Annotated in this window: 16 protein-coding genes; 5 read left to right on the top strand and 11 right to left on the bottom strand. The window is 38.5% G+C overall.

The features are described 5' to 3' along the window. Positions 1 to 43: 43 nt before the first annotated feature. Entirely contained in the window at positions 44 to 508 is a 465-nt protein-coding gene (trmL, locus tag AC5NT5_RS14985; RefSeq protein WP_002957780.1) for a tRNA (uridine(34)/cytosine(34)/5-carboxymethylaminomethyluridine(34)-2'-O)-methyltransferase TrmL, read from the bottom strand. A 109-nt stretch (positions 509 to 617) separates the two neighbouring features. Between trmL and AC5NT5_RS14980 the strand changes: the two genes are divergently transcribed. After that, entirely contained in the window at positions 618 to 1532 is a 915-nt protein-coding gene (locus AC5NT5_RS14980; protein WP_494513867.1) for a cation diffusion facilitator family transporter, read from the top strand. On the opposite strand, the gene AC5NT5_RS14975 is transcribed toward AC5NT5_RS14980, so the two are convergent. From AC5NT5_RS14975 to AC5NT5_RS14965, 3 genes are read right to left on the bottom strand one after another with little or no spacing between them, the layout of a single operon-like run. After that, on the bottom strand, positions 1495 to 2442 hold the full coding sequence (locus tag AC5NT5_RS14975; RefSeq protein WP_494513868.1) for an alpha/beta fold hydrolase: 948 nt from the start codon (positions 2440 to 2442) through the stop codon (positions 1495 to 1497). The two genes, AC5NT5_RS14980 and AC5NT5_RS14975, sit on opposite strands and share 38 nt — an antisense overlap. Before the next feature lie 3 nt (positions 2443 to 2445). Beyond that, complete coding sequence (locus AC5NT5_RS14970; RefSeq protein WP_494513869.1) at positions 2446 to 3861, bottom strand: ATP-binding protein; 1416 nt, start codon at positions 3859 to 3861, stop codon at positions 2446 to 2448. Next, positions 3839 to 4528 (bottom strand): response regulator, encoded by a 690-nt coding sequence (locus tag AC5NT5_RS14965; RefSeq protein WP_494513870.1) that lies wholly within the window; start codon positions 4526 to 4528, stop codon positions 3839 to 3841. The genes AC5NT5_RS14970 and AC5NT5_RS14965 overlap by 23 nt, the downstream gene beginning before the upstream one ends. 165 nt (positions 4529 to 4693) lie before the next feature. Here AC5NT5_RS14965 and AC5NT5_RS14960 point away from each other — a divergent pair, with 165 nt between their 5' ends. After that, complete coding sequence (locus AC5NT5_RS14960) at positions 4694 to 5182, top strand: Spy/CpxP family protein refolding chaperone (RefSeq protein WP_182695579.1); 489 nt, start codon at positions 4694 to 4696, stop codon at positions 5180 to 5182. A gap of 72 nt (positions 5183 to 5254) precedes the next feature. Here AC5NT5_RS14960 and yacG read toward each other — a convergent pair whose 3' ends face one another. The 7 genes from yacG to nadC form a co-directional block, all read right to left on the bottom strand. Then, positions 5255 to 5485 (bottom strand): DNA gyrase inhibitor YacG, encoded by a 231-nt coding sequence (gene yacG / locus AC5NT5_RS14955; protein ID WP_002957774.1) that lies wholly within the window; start codon positions 5483 to 5485, stop codon positions 5255 to 5257. A gap of 104 nt (positions 5486 to 5589) precedes the next feature. Continuing rightward, positions 5590 to 7266: a type IV-A pilus assembly ATPase PilB gene (pilB, locus tag AC5NT5_RS14950; protein WP_002957773.1), complete on the bottom strand. Its 1677-nt coding sequence runs from the start codon at positions 7264 to 7266 to the stop codon at positions 5590 to 5592. A gap of 126 nt (positions 7267 to 7392) precedes the next feature. Next, positions 7393 to 8034, bottom strand: coding sequence for a dephospho-CoA kinase (gene coaE, locus AC5NT5_RS14945; protein WP_494513871.1), 642 nt, complete (start codon positions 8032 to 8034; stop codon positions 7393 to 7395). A 1-nt stretch (position 8035) separates the two neighbouring features. After that, on the bottom strand, positions 8036 to 8929 hold the full coding sequence (locus tag AC5NT5_RS14940) for a prepilin peptidase (protein WP_494513872.1): 894 nt from the start codon (positions 8927 to 8929) through the stop codon (positions 8036 to 8038). A gap of 162 nt (positions 8930 to 9091) precedes the next feature. Beyond that, entirely contained in the window at positions 9092 to 10312 is a 1221-nt protein-coding gene (locus AC5NT5_RS14935; protein WP_494513873.1) for a type II secretion system F family protein, read from the bottom strand. 63 nt (positions 10313 to 10375) lie between these two features. Then, entirely contained in the window at positions 10376 to 10789 is a 414-nt protein-coding gene (locus AC5NT5_RS14930; RefSeq protein WP_216351715.1) for a pilin, read from the bottom strand. 483 nt (positions 10790 to 11272) lie between these two features. Further along, positions 11273 to 12124 carry a carboxylating nicotinate-nucleotide diphosphorylase gene (gene nadC / locus AC5NT5_RS14925; protein ID WP_182754567.1) on the bottom strand — a complete coding sequence of 284 codons (852 nt, stop codon included), beginning with the start codon at positions 12122 to 12124 and terminating at the stop codon, positions 11273 to 11275. A 326-nt stretch (positions 12125 to 12450) separates the two neighbouring features. Here nadC and ampD point away from each other — a divergent pair, with 326 nt between their 5' ends. The 3 genes from ampD to pdhR all read left to right on the top strand — a co-directional run bounded on the left by ampD (position 12451) and on the right by pdhR (position 14972). Further along, entirely contained in the window at positions 12451 to 13005 is a 555-nt protein-coding gene (ampD, locus tag AC5NT5_RS14920; protein ID WP_494513874.1) for a 1,6-anhydro-N-acetylmuramyl-L-alanine amidase AmpD, read from the top strand. 13 nt (positions 13006 to 13018) lie between these two features. Continuing rightward, the gene (ampE, locus tag AC5NT5_RS14915; RefSeq protein ID WP_494513875.1) at positions 13019 to 13870 is read left to right on the top strand and encodes a beta-lactamase regulator AmpE; all 852 of its coding nucleotides are present in this window, start codon (positions 13019 to 13021) and stop codon (positions 13868 to 13870) included. Positions 13871 to 14222: 352 nt separating this feature from the next. Then, entirely contained in the window at positions 14223 to 14972 is a 750-nt protein-coding gene (gene pdhR / locus AC5NT5_RS14910; protein ID WP_002957764.1) for a pyruvate dehydrogenase complex transcriptional repressor PdhR, read from the top strand. Positions 14973 to 15017 lie beyond the last annotated feature (45 nt).

The raw sequence follows: 15017 nt of genomic DNA, 5'->3' as shown, positions 1-15017 counted from the left end.
AAAACCGACACTATGTCGGTTTTTTTTGCTTAACGGATTATATTTACTGTGCGTTAGGGAAGCCCAACTGGCGCCACGACTCGTAAACAAACACGGCGACTGCATTTGACAGGTTCATACTACGGCTATTTGCTTGCATAGGAATACGTACACGCTGATCGTTTGGTAATGCTTGAATCATTTCATCAGGCAGGCCACGTGTTTCAGGGCCAAACACTAAACAGTCGCCAGCTTCGTAACTTGCTTCATGATGAAATTGACTGCCTTTAGTTGTACAGGCATACACTTTTTTAGGTTTGCATTTTTCAAGGTAGTCTTCAAATGAGGCATGGCGTTGAACATGGCTAAATTCATGGTAATCAAGGCCCGCACGTTTCACGCGTTTATCGTCCCATTCAAAACCTAATGGCTCAATTAAATGTAATGCATAGCCAGTATTGGCACATAGGCGAATAATATTACCTGTGTTAGGCGGTATTTCAGGTTGGTATAAAACAATATCCAGCATAATGAGCCTTATAAAATAATCTGTAGTTTGACGAAGGGCAGTATACACGAAACCTTTTAAAAAAATGATATACTCAACACATTCAATACAGTGATTAATGGATACACGCGTGCATAACCGTAGCTACGAATTTTGGGTTAAAACTTCCAGCATTGTTACCATGGTCATGGTTAGCTTAATGATCGGCGCAAAAACATGGGCCTGGCTGGCTTCTGGCTCGGCTTCAATGCTTGGCTCGTTAACTGATTCGTTAATGGATATTACTGCCACCGCTATGAGCTTTTTAGTGTTGGGTTACGCACTGCGCCCAGCAGATGATGACCATAGATTTGGGCACGGAAAAGCTGAAGCACTTGCAGGACTTGGCCAAGCCGCATTTATTGCAGGCTCAGGTTGCCTACTTGCTTTTCATGGTATTGAGCGATTATTTAACCCTATACAGTTAAGCCATTCTTTATTAGGTGTGTGGGTAAGTATTTTTGCTATTGCGTGTACGCTCGTCATTGTATTTGTACAAAACAAAGTGGTTAAGTATACCGATTCAATTGCTATAAAAGCCGACTCAGTACATTACAAAGGCGATTTAATATTAAACGCTGCGGTGCTGTTAGCTATTTTGTTAGCTTATTATGGCGTGTTGTATGCAGATCCTATTTTTGCAATATGTGTAGCGGGTTACTTGCTTTATAACAGCTGGGATATAGCTCGCGATAGTGCCGATCACTTAATGGATAAAGAACTTCCTGATGATGAAAAGCAAAGCATATTTGACATTGCCAGAGCCCATGCTGATGTACATGGCGTGCATGATATTCGTACTCGCCAAGGCGGAAAAGTTAAGTTTATTCAAATGCACTTAGAGCTTGATGATCATTTAAGTTTGATTCGCGCGCACAATGTGGCTGATGAAGTAGAGGCAATGCTCAAAGAACGTTTTGAGTCTGAGGTAGATATACTGATCCATCTCGACCCTTTGTCAGTACTTGTTAAGCCGTCACCGACTCACAAAATTGATAAAAGTTAGTTAATAGCGGCTTTCGAATTTCGTCACGTTCAAAAAGTAGCTCGTGTTTAGCCCCTTCAAAATTCTCAATCGTTGCATGAGCATGCCTTTTTGCAAGACTGTACTGTGCTTCGTTGTTTACCACTGTATCGCTAGCTGCGCTTGCTATAAACAAAGGGATTGGTACGTTTAGATTATCAACAGACTTTAGAAACGATATTGTAGCTGCTAGCCAGCCAAACGTAACGCCACCTAATTGTATATTAGGTTCTAATTTATAGGTTTGCCTAAAGTAGGTGTAACGCTTCTCGCTGCTAGTAAGTACGTTTTCGGTAAATGGGATCGGGTTGTAGTTGCCTTGTCCAAATGCATAGCAAGAGTGTAAACCAAGTAAAGTGGCTAATTTAACAATAAACTTCGTTGGTATTTTTGGTACGTCTTTTGTAAAAATATCAAACATAGGAGCAGACAAAAACACGCCTTTATAGCTATTTTCAAATTTTGCTAAATAATCAATAGCAATGGCGCCACCCATTGAATGAGCTAGCATGACTTTTTTACCTTGCCAATGCTTTGAAACTATTTGCTGATCAAAGTTATTTAGGTCACTGCTGTAGTTATTATAATGTTTTACAAAGCCTTTATGTTTATTTTTAAGGTGCCTGTAAGAGCGGCCCTGACCTTGATGATCCATAATAAACACAGCAAAATTATTACTATACAGCTCCCATAGCAGTTCTTTATATTTTTCTAGGCCTTCAATACGCCCTGTACTTACTACTATTGCGGTTGTCGCGTTTTTAGGGATTGCGTATGCGTAAAATAGCTTTCCTGATGGCGTATCTAAGTAGCTTTTAATTAATTTTGAAGTATAAAAAACATTAATGGCCTCTTGATTGCTCTCAAGCTGGGCTTCTGAACTATAAAACATGCTTTACTCTTTTATTAATGGCAAGGTTATATTAGCACACAAGCCACCTAGTTCTTTATTTGATAATACTAAACTGCCGCCATGCGCAGTAATAGCATTTTTTGCAATCGCCAGCCCTAAACCCGTACCACCACTTACGCGATCCCGCGCATCTGATTGCCTAAAAAAGGGCTCACAAAGCTTGCTCAGTTGAGCATCGGGCACACCAGAGCCATCATCACATATTTCTATATAAATGGCATCTGTGTGCTTTAGAGTAATGCTAATTGTATTGTTTGCGTATTTAATAGCGTTGCGAAGTAGGTTTTCAAGCGCACTGGCAATAAGTGTTTCGTCGCAATTAATATTTACGTCTACAGCGCCCACTATATTGAGCTGCTTATTGTTTTGTTTTGCTTCAAACTGCGCATCGTTAATAACGTGATCTATAATTATTTGTAATGATTGTTTTTGCAATGAAAGCGCCTGGCTTTTTGCTTCTAAGCGAGAAACTTGCAGCACGTCTGCAATCATCTTATCAAGTTGGTTTGCTTCTTTTTCTATGCGTAATAAATACGATTGGCTAGCGTCGTTAGCTTGCATTTGCGCAAGACCGGTAGCCATTTTTAAACGCGTAAGGGGCGAGCGTAACTCATGTGATATGTCGGCTAATAAGCGTTTTTGTGAACTAATTAAAAGCTCTAACTGATCGGCCATGCTGTTAAAGTCTCGCCCAAGTATTCCCAGCTCATCTTTTCGGTTTACAGAAATGTCGGCTCTTGCGCTTAGGTTGCCCGCTGATAGTTTAATAGCTGCTTTTTTCAGACTATTTATAGGGGCTATTAAGTTACGGCTAAATACAAAGCTTAAAATAAGAGAGGCAACAATTGCGATGACTATTTTCATCCAATTAGGCATAAGCTTAAAGCGCATCAATAGCGGCGGTTGATGGTTAATATCTATTTCATAAAGATAAAAACTTCCTTCAGGCACGTTTATGTTAACAGGGCCGAAGGCTTGATATTTTTCAGTGAAAATAATTTGTGGTGACATATTTTGAGTAAAGTTTAATAAACTTAAATCGATGCTCTCTGGCACCTCTTTACTGCTAAGAGAGTCCTCGCTTTGAGCTGCGCTTAAGTATAAAAGTTTACGCTTTGATAGGCGAGGGTGTACTAATACATCGCTTAGGCTGCGCTTATGTTTAATAGCAGTGCGCTCAATACTTTTGGCGGTGTATATTAGGTTTTTTTTCATAGGGCCATAAAGCGGCTCGTTAGTTACCGCGTTAATAGCGGTAATGTTACTTAAAAATATAAGCGCTGCAACGGTGCCGATTATAGTTAACCAAAACCAAATAAATATTTTAAAAAACAGGTAGTGCCCAGGGTGTTTTAACCAAGCAAAGTAAGTGCTTTTATTCGCCTTGGATAAAGACATAACCCGTACCTCTCATTGTTTTAATTCGCTCACCTGGAATATGCTCTGCTATTTTTTTGCGGATATTACTTACATGCATATCGATAGAGCGATCAAAAGAAGCTAAACGCCTACCTAGTACTTCTTCACTAATTTGCTCTTTACTAACCACTTCACCTGCACTTTTACACAATAGCGTGAGTATTTCGTACTCTGTACCAGTAAGCGTTAGTGTAGAGCCGTCTATTGAGGCTTCTCGAGCTGCAAGGTTAACAGTAATGCCATTAACGAGTAACTTACTCGTTGTAGCTACATTTAAGCTATTAATGTGCTCTATACGGCGAGTTATCGCTTTTACGCGGGCAAGTAATTCACGATGATTAAAAGGCTTTGGAATGTAATCGTCAGCGCCTAGCTCTAGACCAAAAATACGGTCAAAGTCTTCACCTTTTGCTGTAAGCATTATTACCGGTGTGAGTTTTGTTTGCCTAAGTTGTTTAAGTACTTCAAAACCATCAAGCGTTGGTAACATTACATCTAGCAATATCAGGGCGTAGTCATTTGCTTGTGCTAGTTTAAGGCCTTGTTCACCGTCGTGTACGCTTTGTATTTCAAAGCCTTGGACAGTTAAATATTCACTTAATAGCTCACAAAGGCCAGTGTCGTCATCAATCATTAATAGTTTCATTTACAAACCCTTAGAGTTGTTTATAGCGTTATTTTACCCGCTAAATAGTGCAAAGGTGAATCTTTACACAACCTTTACACTGCTTTGCGTTACTTTGCGTTGAGTTAGGTATAGTTAACTCACTGGCTTAGCAGCCACAACCAACCCAATATTAAGGTAATGATTATGACTAAATTAAACACACTTTCAAAATTAGTACTTATCTGTGGCTTAGCAACAGCAACGCTTGGTGCTGGTAGCGTGTTAGCTAAAGGCGACGGACATAAGCAAGGCCACTCTCAAGCTCGTTTTTTACTTTCTGAGCGCGGCGTTGAAAAATTAAACCTAACAGATGAGCAGCAAACTAAGCTAAAGGCTATTTTTGAAGCGCAAAAAACACAAATGAAAGCACTGCGTGGCGACGATAAAGAAGCCCGTAAAGCGATGCGTGAAGCGCACAAAGCAAAAATGGATGCATTACTTTCGGCTGCAACATTTGACGAAAATGCAGCAAAAGAGCTATTAAATGAACGCCGCGAAAAAGGTGAGCAATTTGGTTTAATTAAACTAAAAACACAACACCAAGTAATGCAAGTGCTTAACGCTGAGCAAAAAGAGAAGTTTGCTAAAATGCAAAAGCGTATGAATAAAAAACACCGTAAACAAAAAAGTTAATTTTACTTTTTTGTAAATACTAAAAAACCAGCGTAATGCTGGTTTTTGTATTTAGGGCATTATGAAGATAAATTATTTAAAAAAGTCATCTTCATTTTTAGCCATCATTGCCTCAATATCTTCAATCATGTCTTGGCTAAACTCTTCAGCCGAGGTAATTGGTGCAGAAATTTTATTATTTTCGAACGACCATTCACCTAAATCAATTAGTTGGCAGCGCTTTGAGCAAAAAGGGCGAAATGGGCTTTGCTCTGACCATTCAACTTTAGTTTTACAGGTTGGGCAGTTTACAACAGTAGGCATAAATTACTCTCTACAAATTTTTGGTGCATATTACATTACTTAGATATGAGTCTCTAGCTATAAGGCTCTGAGCTTAAAGCCTTATATCTTTTATTGTGGGACTTTTAAAAATTGGTTACGCGGTTAATTTCACCAAGGGATGTAAGGCCATCGGCTGCTTTGCGTAAACCTGATAAACGTAAATTATTAAAACCGGCTTTAAGTGATACCTCTGCTATTTCAAGCGAATTGCCACCGCGCATAATAATTTGGGCAATTTCAGGAGTAATTTGCATTACTTCGTAAATACCCACACGCCCTTTGTAACCATCAGTACAGCTATCACACCCTTTAGGCATATATAACGTCATTTCTTCAATTTGCTCGGCGCTAAATCCTTGGCGAGCAAGTTCTTCACTCGGAAGTTGTTCTGGCGTTTTACATTTAGGGCACAAGCGACGTGCTAAACGCTGGGCTATTATTAAGCTGATCGAACTTGCTACGTTATAAGCGGGTACACCCATATTTAATAAACGAGTGATTGTTTCCGGCGCTGAGTTTGTATGCAATGTTGATAAAACCAAGTGACCTGTTTGCGCCGCTTTTATTGATATTTCTGCGGTCTCTAAGTCACGTATTTCACCTACCATAACTACATCAGGATCTTGACGTAAAAATGCGCGCAGTGCGTTGGCAAAAGTCATGTCGGCTTTAATATTTATTTGTACTTGGTTTACACCTTCAAGGTTAATCTCAACTGGATCTTCCGCAGTACTAATATTACGCTCAGGCTGGTTTAATATATTTAAACCTGTGTATAGCGATACTGTTTTACCAGAGCCCGTTGGCCCTGTTACAAGTATCATCCCTTGAGGCTGGGCAAGCGCATCCATGTAGAGCTTTTTCTGCTCAGGCTCATAGCCTAATACATCAATGCCTAACATAGCGCTTGATGAATCAAGGATACGCATTACTATTTTTTCGCCCCACAAGGTAGGCATGGTACTTACACGAAAATCGATACTTTTGCGTTCAGTAATTTTTAGCTTAATACGACCATCTTGTGGTTTGCGTTTTTCGGCAATATCGAGTCTCGACATAACCTTAATACGCGCAGAAAGCTTGGTGGCTAATGTATTGGGTGGGCTTGCAACTTCATGCAAAATACCATCAATACGAAAGCGAATACGGTACTTGTGCTCATACGGTTCAAAATGTAAATCAGAGGCGCCTTTTTTAATGGCATCCATTAAAATTTTGTTGATATATACGATGATAGGCGCGTCGTCTTTATCATCATCTTGTGGTGCTGTATCTCTTTGGCTTTCTGAATCTAAGTCAGCAAATTCTTGAAACTCGTCATCAGTTAGATTTAAGCTGCCAGTGGCATCTAGCAACTGCTCAATTTTGTTATCGAGTTGAATATAATCAACAACAACAATTTCGCATGAAAGACCGGTACTAAACTCAAAGTTTTCGAATGCGCCGTAATCTGTTGGGTCTGATGCTGCTATATAAACTTTTCGATCTTTTTGAACAAGCGGCAAAATATGATGTTTACGTATAAGTTTTTCTTTTACGAGATCGGCCGGGATTCTTGTAGGATCAAAGTCTTTTAAATCAAAATAAGGTACGCGAAACAAATCAATACATTGTTCAGCTAAATCTTTACTATCGATTTTTCCACATTTAGAAATAAGCTCAGCTGTTGAGGCAAATTCATTTTGTTTGTTTTTAACCGTGTCGGCATCAATGCGGCCAAGGGTTATAAATTTTCTCAATAACGGTGAGTTAATATTCATTGCGCACCTGTTTTATTCCTTCAATAGTAAGCAATTTATCAGAAAAAAGAAGGGGATTACATCACCTTTCATTCATTGTTGTGATTTTACTAACTAAAATACGAGTTTGTGTGAGTTAGGACAGTGTTATTGTGGGTTAGTTTTGTTGTGTAATGCATATTGTAGGTACTTTTTATGAAGATCAACAAGTTCTATATTCACTAGGTTTAAACTACGGTCGTTATTTAAAATATCATCCGCTTTTTGTTGCTTATCATCACGTGACATTTGCGAGGCAATAATACTTTTAACTTGCTCACTACTTGTGTTGTCACGTTTTGCTGTACGCGCTACTTGTACAGAGGTTGGTACATCAATAAGTAAGGTACGGTCGCAATATTTATCAAGGTTGTTTTCAAACAATAAAGGCGCTACTAAAACAACATAAGGGCTAGTTGCATTATTTAAATCGTTTAGTATTTTTGCGCGAATAAGAGGGTGTAGCAACGCATTAAGCCATTCTTTGTCACTGTTGTTAGTAAATATTTTTGCGCGAAGCTCTGCTCTATTTAATGTGCCATCAGGCAATAAAATATGCTCACCAAAGTGGGCTGTAATCGCTTTTAGCCCTTTGCTATCTGGGAGTACGACTTCACGCGCAATTATATCGGCATCAACTATTGTAATACCAAGCTCTTCAAACATGTTACTGATGGCCGTTTTACCACAGCCAATACCGCCTGTTAAGCCTAATATCCAGCTGTTTACTTTAGTTATTTGCTCACTCATTTTAATAACCTATTAAATTAAAATAAGCGCCTTGAATTTGGTTGCCCCAAAGCATTGTGATCCAGCCTGCTATCGCTAAATAAGGGCCAAAAGGGATAGGGGTCGCTTTGTCTTTACCTTGTATGCTCAACAGCGCAATACCTATAATGGCACCCACTACGCTCGAAAGCAGAATAATAGTAAGCAATGACTGCCAGCCAAGTAACGCCCCAAATACAGCAAGCAACTTAAAATCGCCATAACCCATGCCTTCTTTACCGGTTAATAACTTAAATAGCCAAAACACGCTCCATAGACTTAAATAACCACAAGCCGCACCAATAATGGCATCGGTTGGTGCAATTGTGTAACCCATTACCGAGGCAATAAGTGCAAGCCAAACAAGCGGAAGTGTAAGTTGATCTGGCAGTAACATGTGGTCAATATCAATAAAGGTCAGTGCTACTAAAATCCACGTTACAAAAATATATAAAAGGGCTTGCTCGGTCGCACCAAAGCTATAGGCAACAATTAAACTTAATAGGGCAGTAATTAGCTCTACAGCAGGGTATCGAGCAGAAATAGGGTTACTGCAGCTAGCGCATTTACCTTTTAGTATTAACCAACTGATAATAGGAATATTCTGCCAAGGCTTAATGGCTGTTTTGCATTTAGGGCAGGTAGAGCTGGGTTTTACTAAGTTAAAAGGCTTATTGATATTGGCTTGTTTAGATTTATTAGCTGCAAGTTCATCTTCTAACAGTAGTCTGCATTCACTTTGCCACTCACGTTGCATCATCAATGGTAAGCGATAAATAACCACATTTAAAAAGCTACCGATACATAAACTAATTAAGCCAACTGTGGTTAAATAAAACCACAATTGGCTTTGCATTACTTCAATAATACTTTGCATTCTATTACCTGAAAATTATTTTAAAAATTAAGCGTTTAAAAATTAAGTGAAGTATTTATCACAAAGAGAAGTGAAAGAGAGCGATGAGAAGGCATTAATAGCCATACCTTAACAAAAAGGTAAGCCTCTCTTTTATTTTCTGTAAATTGTTATTTTTGGTAATTAAATAACAGAGCCAAGTTGGAAAATAGGCAAGTACATCGCAACAATCAACCCACCAACAAGTACACCCAGTACGGCCATAATAAGTGGCTCAAGTAGGCTTGAAAGGCCGTCTACTGCATCATCAACTTCTTGCTCGTAAATAGTCGCTACTTTAGCAAGCATACCGTCTAGCGATCCTGACTCTTCACCAATCGCAACCATTTGTATTACCATATCAGGGAATATTTTTGAGTTACGCATTGCCCAGTTCATCTGATTACCAGAGCTAACCTCTGCTTTAATATCTAAAATGGCATAACGATAAACAGCGTTACCTGAAGCCCCGGCAGCAGAGTCAAGCGCATCAACCAGCGGCACACCAGCAGCAAAAGTGGTCGAAAGAGTTCGTGCATAGCGAGCAACAGCCGCTTTATTTAAAATCATGCCAATAACAGGGAGTTTTAGTATGGCTCTGTCTGTAGCATCTCTGAGTTTTAAGCTTCTTAATTTTGCTTCTTTAAATATCCAACCACTAGCAACTACAGTAATTAATGCAATCCACCAATACTCCTGCATAAATTCCGATATTCCAATTACAAATAATGTAAATGCGGGTAGTTCTGCGCCAAATCCTGCAAAGATATCTTGAAACTGCGGTACTACAAATATAAGAAGTATTGAGGTCACTATTAAAGCTACAACTAAAACAGCGATAGGATAAAACATCGCTTTTTTAATTTTTGATTTTAACGCTTCTGACTTTTCTTTATAAAGTGCAACGCGGTCAAATATCTTATCAAGTGAACCTGATTGTTCGCCTGATGCCACTAAATCGCAGTATAAATCATCAAAGTAGCGAGGGTGTTTTCTAAGCGCTGTAGATAATGGTTGGCCTGCTTTTACTTCATCCGCAATAGTATCCATTAACTTGGCGATACTTTTATTAGTTGCACCAGTCCCAATCATCTCTATAGATTGTATTAGTGGAACACCGGCCATAAGCATAGTGGCAATTTGACGCGTAACTAATGCAATGTCCTTTGGGGTGATTTTTTGAATCCGTTCACCAAATAATGGCTTAGATTTACGTTTGACTTTAGAAGGGGTGATACCTTGTTTTCTGAGTTGGGCTTTAACTAATGAAATACTGTTACCAGCAAGTTCTCCTTCAAGTTTTTTACCTCTTGAACTTACACCCACCCACTGAAAAACATCTTGTTTTATTGGGTTTTGTTTCATTTAAGTTCCTAAAAAGTAGTTCAGTTGGCCTGCTCCGAATTGAAGCAAGCCAATCAAGATATATTATCTACACTGAGCTGGTACTAAGGCTGCATCAGAGGCATTATTACAAACCCACTCTACTCCGCCCGTAGCGCCTAATGTTCCAACTAAGTCGAAAGTAACAGGTGTACCGGTATCAACATCTACGCTTATATCTACAGTGGCTGTATTATCACCATCAGTACAACCTAAAGTAGTTTTACCTATAGTCCCAGTCTTAACTCCTGAACATGCGTCTGCTACTCCACTAGATAAATTTTCAGAAACAGTTGCTTTAGCACCGCTTCCTTGCACAATCCCTTCGCTTACTTTCGCTCTCGTTGTATAATCTTGATACGCAGGCAATGCTACCGCAGCAAGAATACCGATGATTGCTACAACAATCATTAATTCAATTAGGGTGAAACCCTGTTGTTTTTGAGTCATTGTTTTCATGTTTCCTCTCCTAAAGGATAGATTTTTGTAACTTAAATCACTTAAGCGGCAAAATGCCTCACTTAATTTAACTGATTTACTTTACAGTTTTACTTAAATTTAATTTTATTACACTTTAGCTTTAGAGTATGAAACACAAAAGCCGAATGTGAATTCATTATGTTTAGTACTAATTATAAAAGTTTACTAAGTGCACTACATGTTGTAGCAACAAATAGTATAGGCATAAAGTAAGTAGTTTAGTTGCTTAAGTTTTTAATTATGCCTTTAAAAACCAAAGGTACTAGTTATTTATGACTACCTTTTTAAATAAAATAGTACAACAGAATTAGTCTACCATTTTATTTTAGTATTTAGCACGTATCTTCTTATAAAAAAGCGATTTTATTTAACAATTTGTTACAAAGTAAGCCTTTTGGGTTATTTAATGCTTTTTTACTTAACTTGTCAATTAATTAGCGGTATTAATTACCCATTATTGCTTTAAAATTGCTCAAAACGCATCGATAAATCGATTGATTGTAAGTTTTTTGTTAATGCTCCGCTTGATATAAAATCGACGCCTGCTTGTGAATAAGTTTTGAGCGTTTCTAGGGTCATATTGCCTGAAACCTCTAATTTTGCGCGCTTATTGGTTAAAATTACAGCTTGCTTAATTTGCTCTACGCTAAAGTTGTCTAGCATAATTATGTCGGCGCCAGCTTCAATTGCTTGCTTAAGTTCTGGGAGTGATTCGACTTCTACTTCGACAGGTTTGTTTGGGTGATTTTGTTTAGCCTGAGTTACGGCTTTGTTTATTGTGCCACAAGCCGCTATATGATTTTCTTTAATTAAAAATGCGTCAAATAAACCAATACGGTGATTTGCACCCCCACCACATTTTACTGCGTATTTTTGAAGTGCTCTAAGGCCTGGTATGGTTTTGCGTGTATCGAGTAGTTGCGTTGTTGTGCCGCTTAGCTCTTTTACATAATGTGCTGTAGTAGTGGCTGTACCCGATAACGTTTGTACAAAGTTAAGTGCAGTACGCTCGGCAGTTAATATTGAACGCGCTGAACCAGTGGCTGTAAATAATGTGCTGTTTGCTTTAACTGCGTCGCCATCATTAATAAGTACATTAACCTTAACGCTTGGGTCTACTTGTTTAAATACTTCAAGGATGATGTCTTTTCCGCAAAAAATACAGTCTTCGCGGGTGATTACTTTGGCGCTTGCTTGCTCATTTTGGGGGATCAATTGCGCGGTAATATCGCCTTCTTGTGCTGTTTGATAATTTAAATCTTCGTCAAGTGCTAGAGTAACAAGCTGAGTAATAAGAGTGTGCGAAATAGACATGGAATGCTCATAAGCGTTAATAAATTAAGCAAATTTTACTATGTTTATAAAAGAAAGAGAAGCGATTGCCTTTTCACCAATATAAAGATAAGCGCGTATAGTAAATTAGTATCTACGTGTGCGTTGGTATTATCTGTAGGTGAGGTTTTATACCGCGCTTTTAATTTCAAAAGTTACGTAACATGAGCGGACGTAAATTAGCACCTACGTGTGGGTTTGAATTATTTGCAGGTAAGGTTTTATACCTGTTTGTTACTATCATTGCTTTAATAAATCCTTTAGCATCAGTACTATGTATATCTTGATATTTATATAATAAACGTATCATGAAAATAGATTTAAACGGTGTTTTAAGTACTGTAGCGCAGCGGCCTTGTTCGCATTTTGATGAACGCCCTGATGAGGCCGATATTTCTTTATTGGTTATTCACAATATATCTTTGCCAGCCGGGCAGTTTGGTACCTCTTTTGTTGATGAGTTATTTATGGGTAGCATTGATTGTAATGCTCACTCGAGTTTTAGTGACTTAAAAAATTTACGTGTATCGGCCCATTGCTTTATAAAGCGCACCGGTGAGGTTATACAATACGTGCCTTTTGAAAAACGTGCTTGGCATGCTGGCCAATCTAAGTTTGAGGGCGTATCTGCTTGTAATAACTTTAGCATTGGCATTGAGCTTGAAGGTACCGACACCACGCCATACTCTTTAGCGCAATACGAACTATTAGCTACACTTAGTAAATCTATAATACAACGCTATCCAAAAATTACCCCTTCGCGTATTGTTGGGCATTGCGATATTGCCCCGGGACGTAAAACCGATCCTGGCAGTAGCTTTAATTGGCCATTGTTTTTTAATATGCTTGAACAACTAAGTTAAGAGAGTTATTCCCATGATTTTAGTTTCTATAATAATTGCATTAATTCTGGAGCGTTTAGGGGCTCGGTCTGATTACTGGCAGATAAGCTACTACACAAATGGTTATTTAAATCGCTCTAATAAACTACTAGGTGACAAAGGGTTATTTAGTTCTGCACCGGGCTTTTTAATTTGGCTTTTACTCCCAGTAATAGCAATAGCGTTTATTTATTGTTTATCTGATTTTGTACTATGGCAGTTAGCTATTAATATTGCTGTGCTTTTGGTTTGCTTTGGTTGTGCTAAGCAGCGCGCTTTATATAAGTCTTACTTAAATGCCTTAACGCGAGATGACGGTACTGCTGCATCTTTATATGCGCTGCAAATTGGTCAAAAGCGTACTGATGATCAAGATGGTGGTGAAACCTTTGGGCAAACATTGGCGTGGGTAAACTTTAGATTTTACTGTGCGGTGATTTTTTGGTTTGTTGTTTTAGGCGCGCCGGGCGCAGTTTTATATGCACTGGTACGTACTTTAGCTGATTTAGTACGAGATGATCATAAAGTGATATTTGCTAAGCGTTTTAAGCTTATACATAAGCTACTGTTTTGGCTTGACTGGTTGCCTGCACGCATCACCAGCTTTGGTTATTTAGTAATAGGTAACTTTAATAAAGGCACAAGTTGTTGGCTACGTTACGTACTTAACTTTAAATCTCCAAATCGCGAAGTAGTAACATGTACTGCACTTGCTGCAGAGCAAGTTGAAAAGCGTTATTACGGCTGTACCTACGAAGCCACGTGTATGATTAAACTTGTTAAGCGCAATGTATTATTTTACTTAGTACTTATAGCGTTGCTTACATTATTTGGTGGGCTGTCTTAAGTTAATATCTTTTTAATAAAGTACCTTATGCAATGTAAGGTACTTTAATCTCTTCCTGCAGTTTTTAAATACAATAAAATAGAGCTAACATTCTAATTTGTTCTGGTCAGACCAATTGGTTTCATCCCAAATACGTTATAGCAATTTTTGCAAATTGCGCATTGTTTGATCTTCGTTCAAAATGCGTTACGCTACTTTAATTGCTTAAACTACCTGTAAATTGACAGCTAATAGTGTTTTTGATACCGTATTGAAAATTTTTGGTATGACCAATTTACCTTTTGGGTAAATCATACTACTTAAAGCCCCGTTTTATGGGCTCTTGGTATTTATACAACGCGGACGTTGATTCATGTCTTTAAAGATTAAAGCAGCAAAATTATCTGATGTTATTTTACAGCAACTTGAGAATATGATTCTTGAAGGCTCGTTAGCACCAGGTGAAAAGTTGCCACCAGAGCGTGAACTAGCAAAGCAGTTTGAAGTGTCTCGCCCGTCACTGCGTGAGGCAATTCAAAAATTAGAAGCGAAAGGTTTAGTTACGCGTCGCCAAGGTGGCGGCACGTTTGTAAAAAATCAGCTCGAAGAAGGGCTTACTGATCCACTTTTTGATTTGATTAGTAAGCACCCTGAGTCGCAGTTTGATTTACTCGAATTTCGTCATGCATTAGAAGGGATTGCTGCTTACTACGCAGCACTGCGCGGGACCAGCAACGATTTTAGCAAAGTAAAACAAAGCTTTGATGAAATTGCCTTAGTTAATGATGATTTACAGCAAAAAGCAAAAGCAATTAATGCATTTCACTTTAGCGTGGCAGAAGCCTCGCACAATGTGGTGTTACTGCATTTAGTTAGAGGTATGAAAGCGCTGCTTGAGCAAAATGTATTGCAAAATTTAACTGTTCTATTAAAAAAGTCAGATATTAGCAGTCAGTTAGCCCAACACAGGCGTTTATTAATGGATGCCGTTATTGACGGTAATCCAGAACAAGCCCGTTTAGCAAGTAATGCGCACTTAGCATTTATCGAAGAAGCACTACTTGAAGCAGGCAAAGAACATTCGCGAATTGAACGTAGTTTAAGACGCACTAAACAAAATTAAGTTAGTACATAACTACTTTGAACACACAAATTAAGTAGCTGTGAT

Source organism: Pseudoalteromonas sp. J2K-J599 (assembly GCF_059295115.2).
This window is presented reverse-complemented; position numbering and strand designations above follow the sequence as displayed.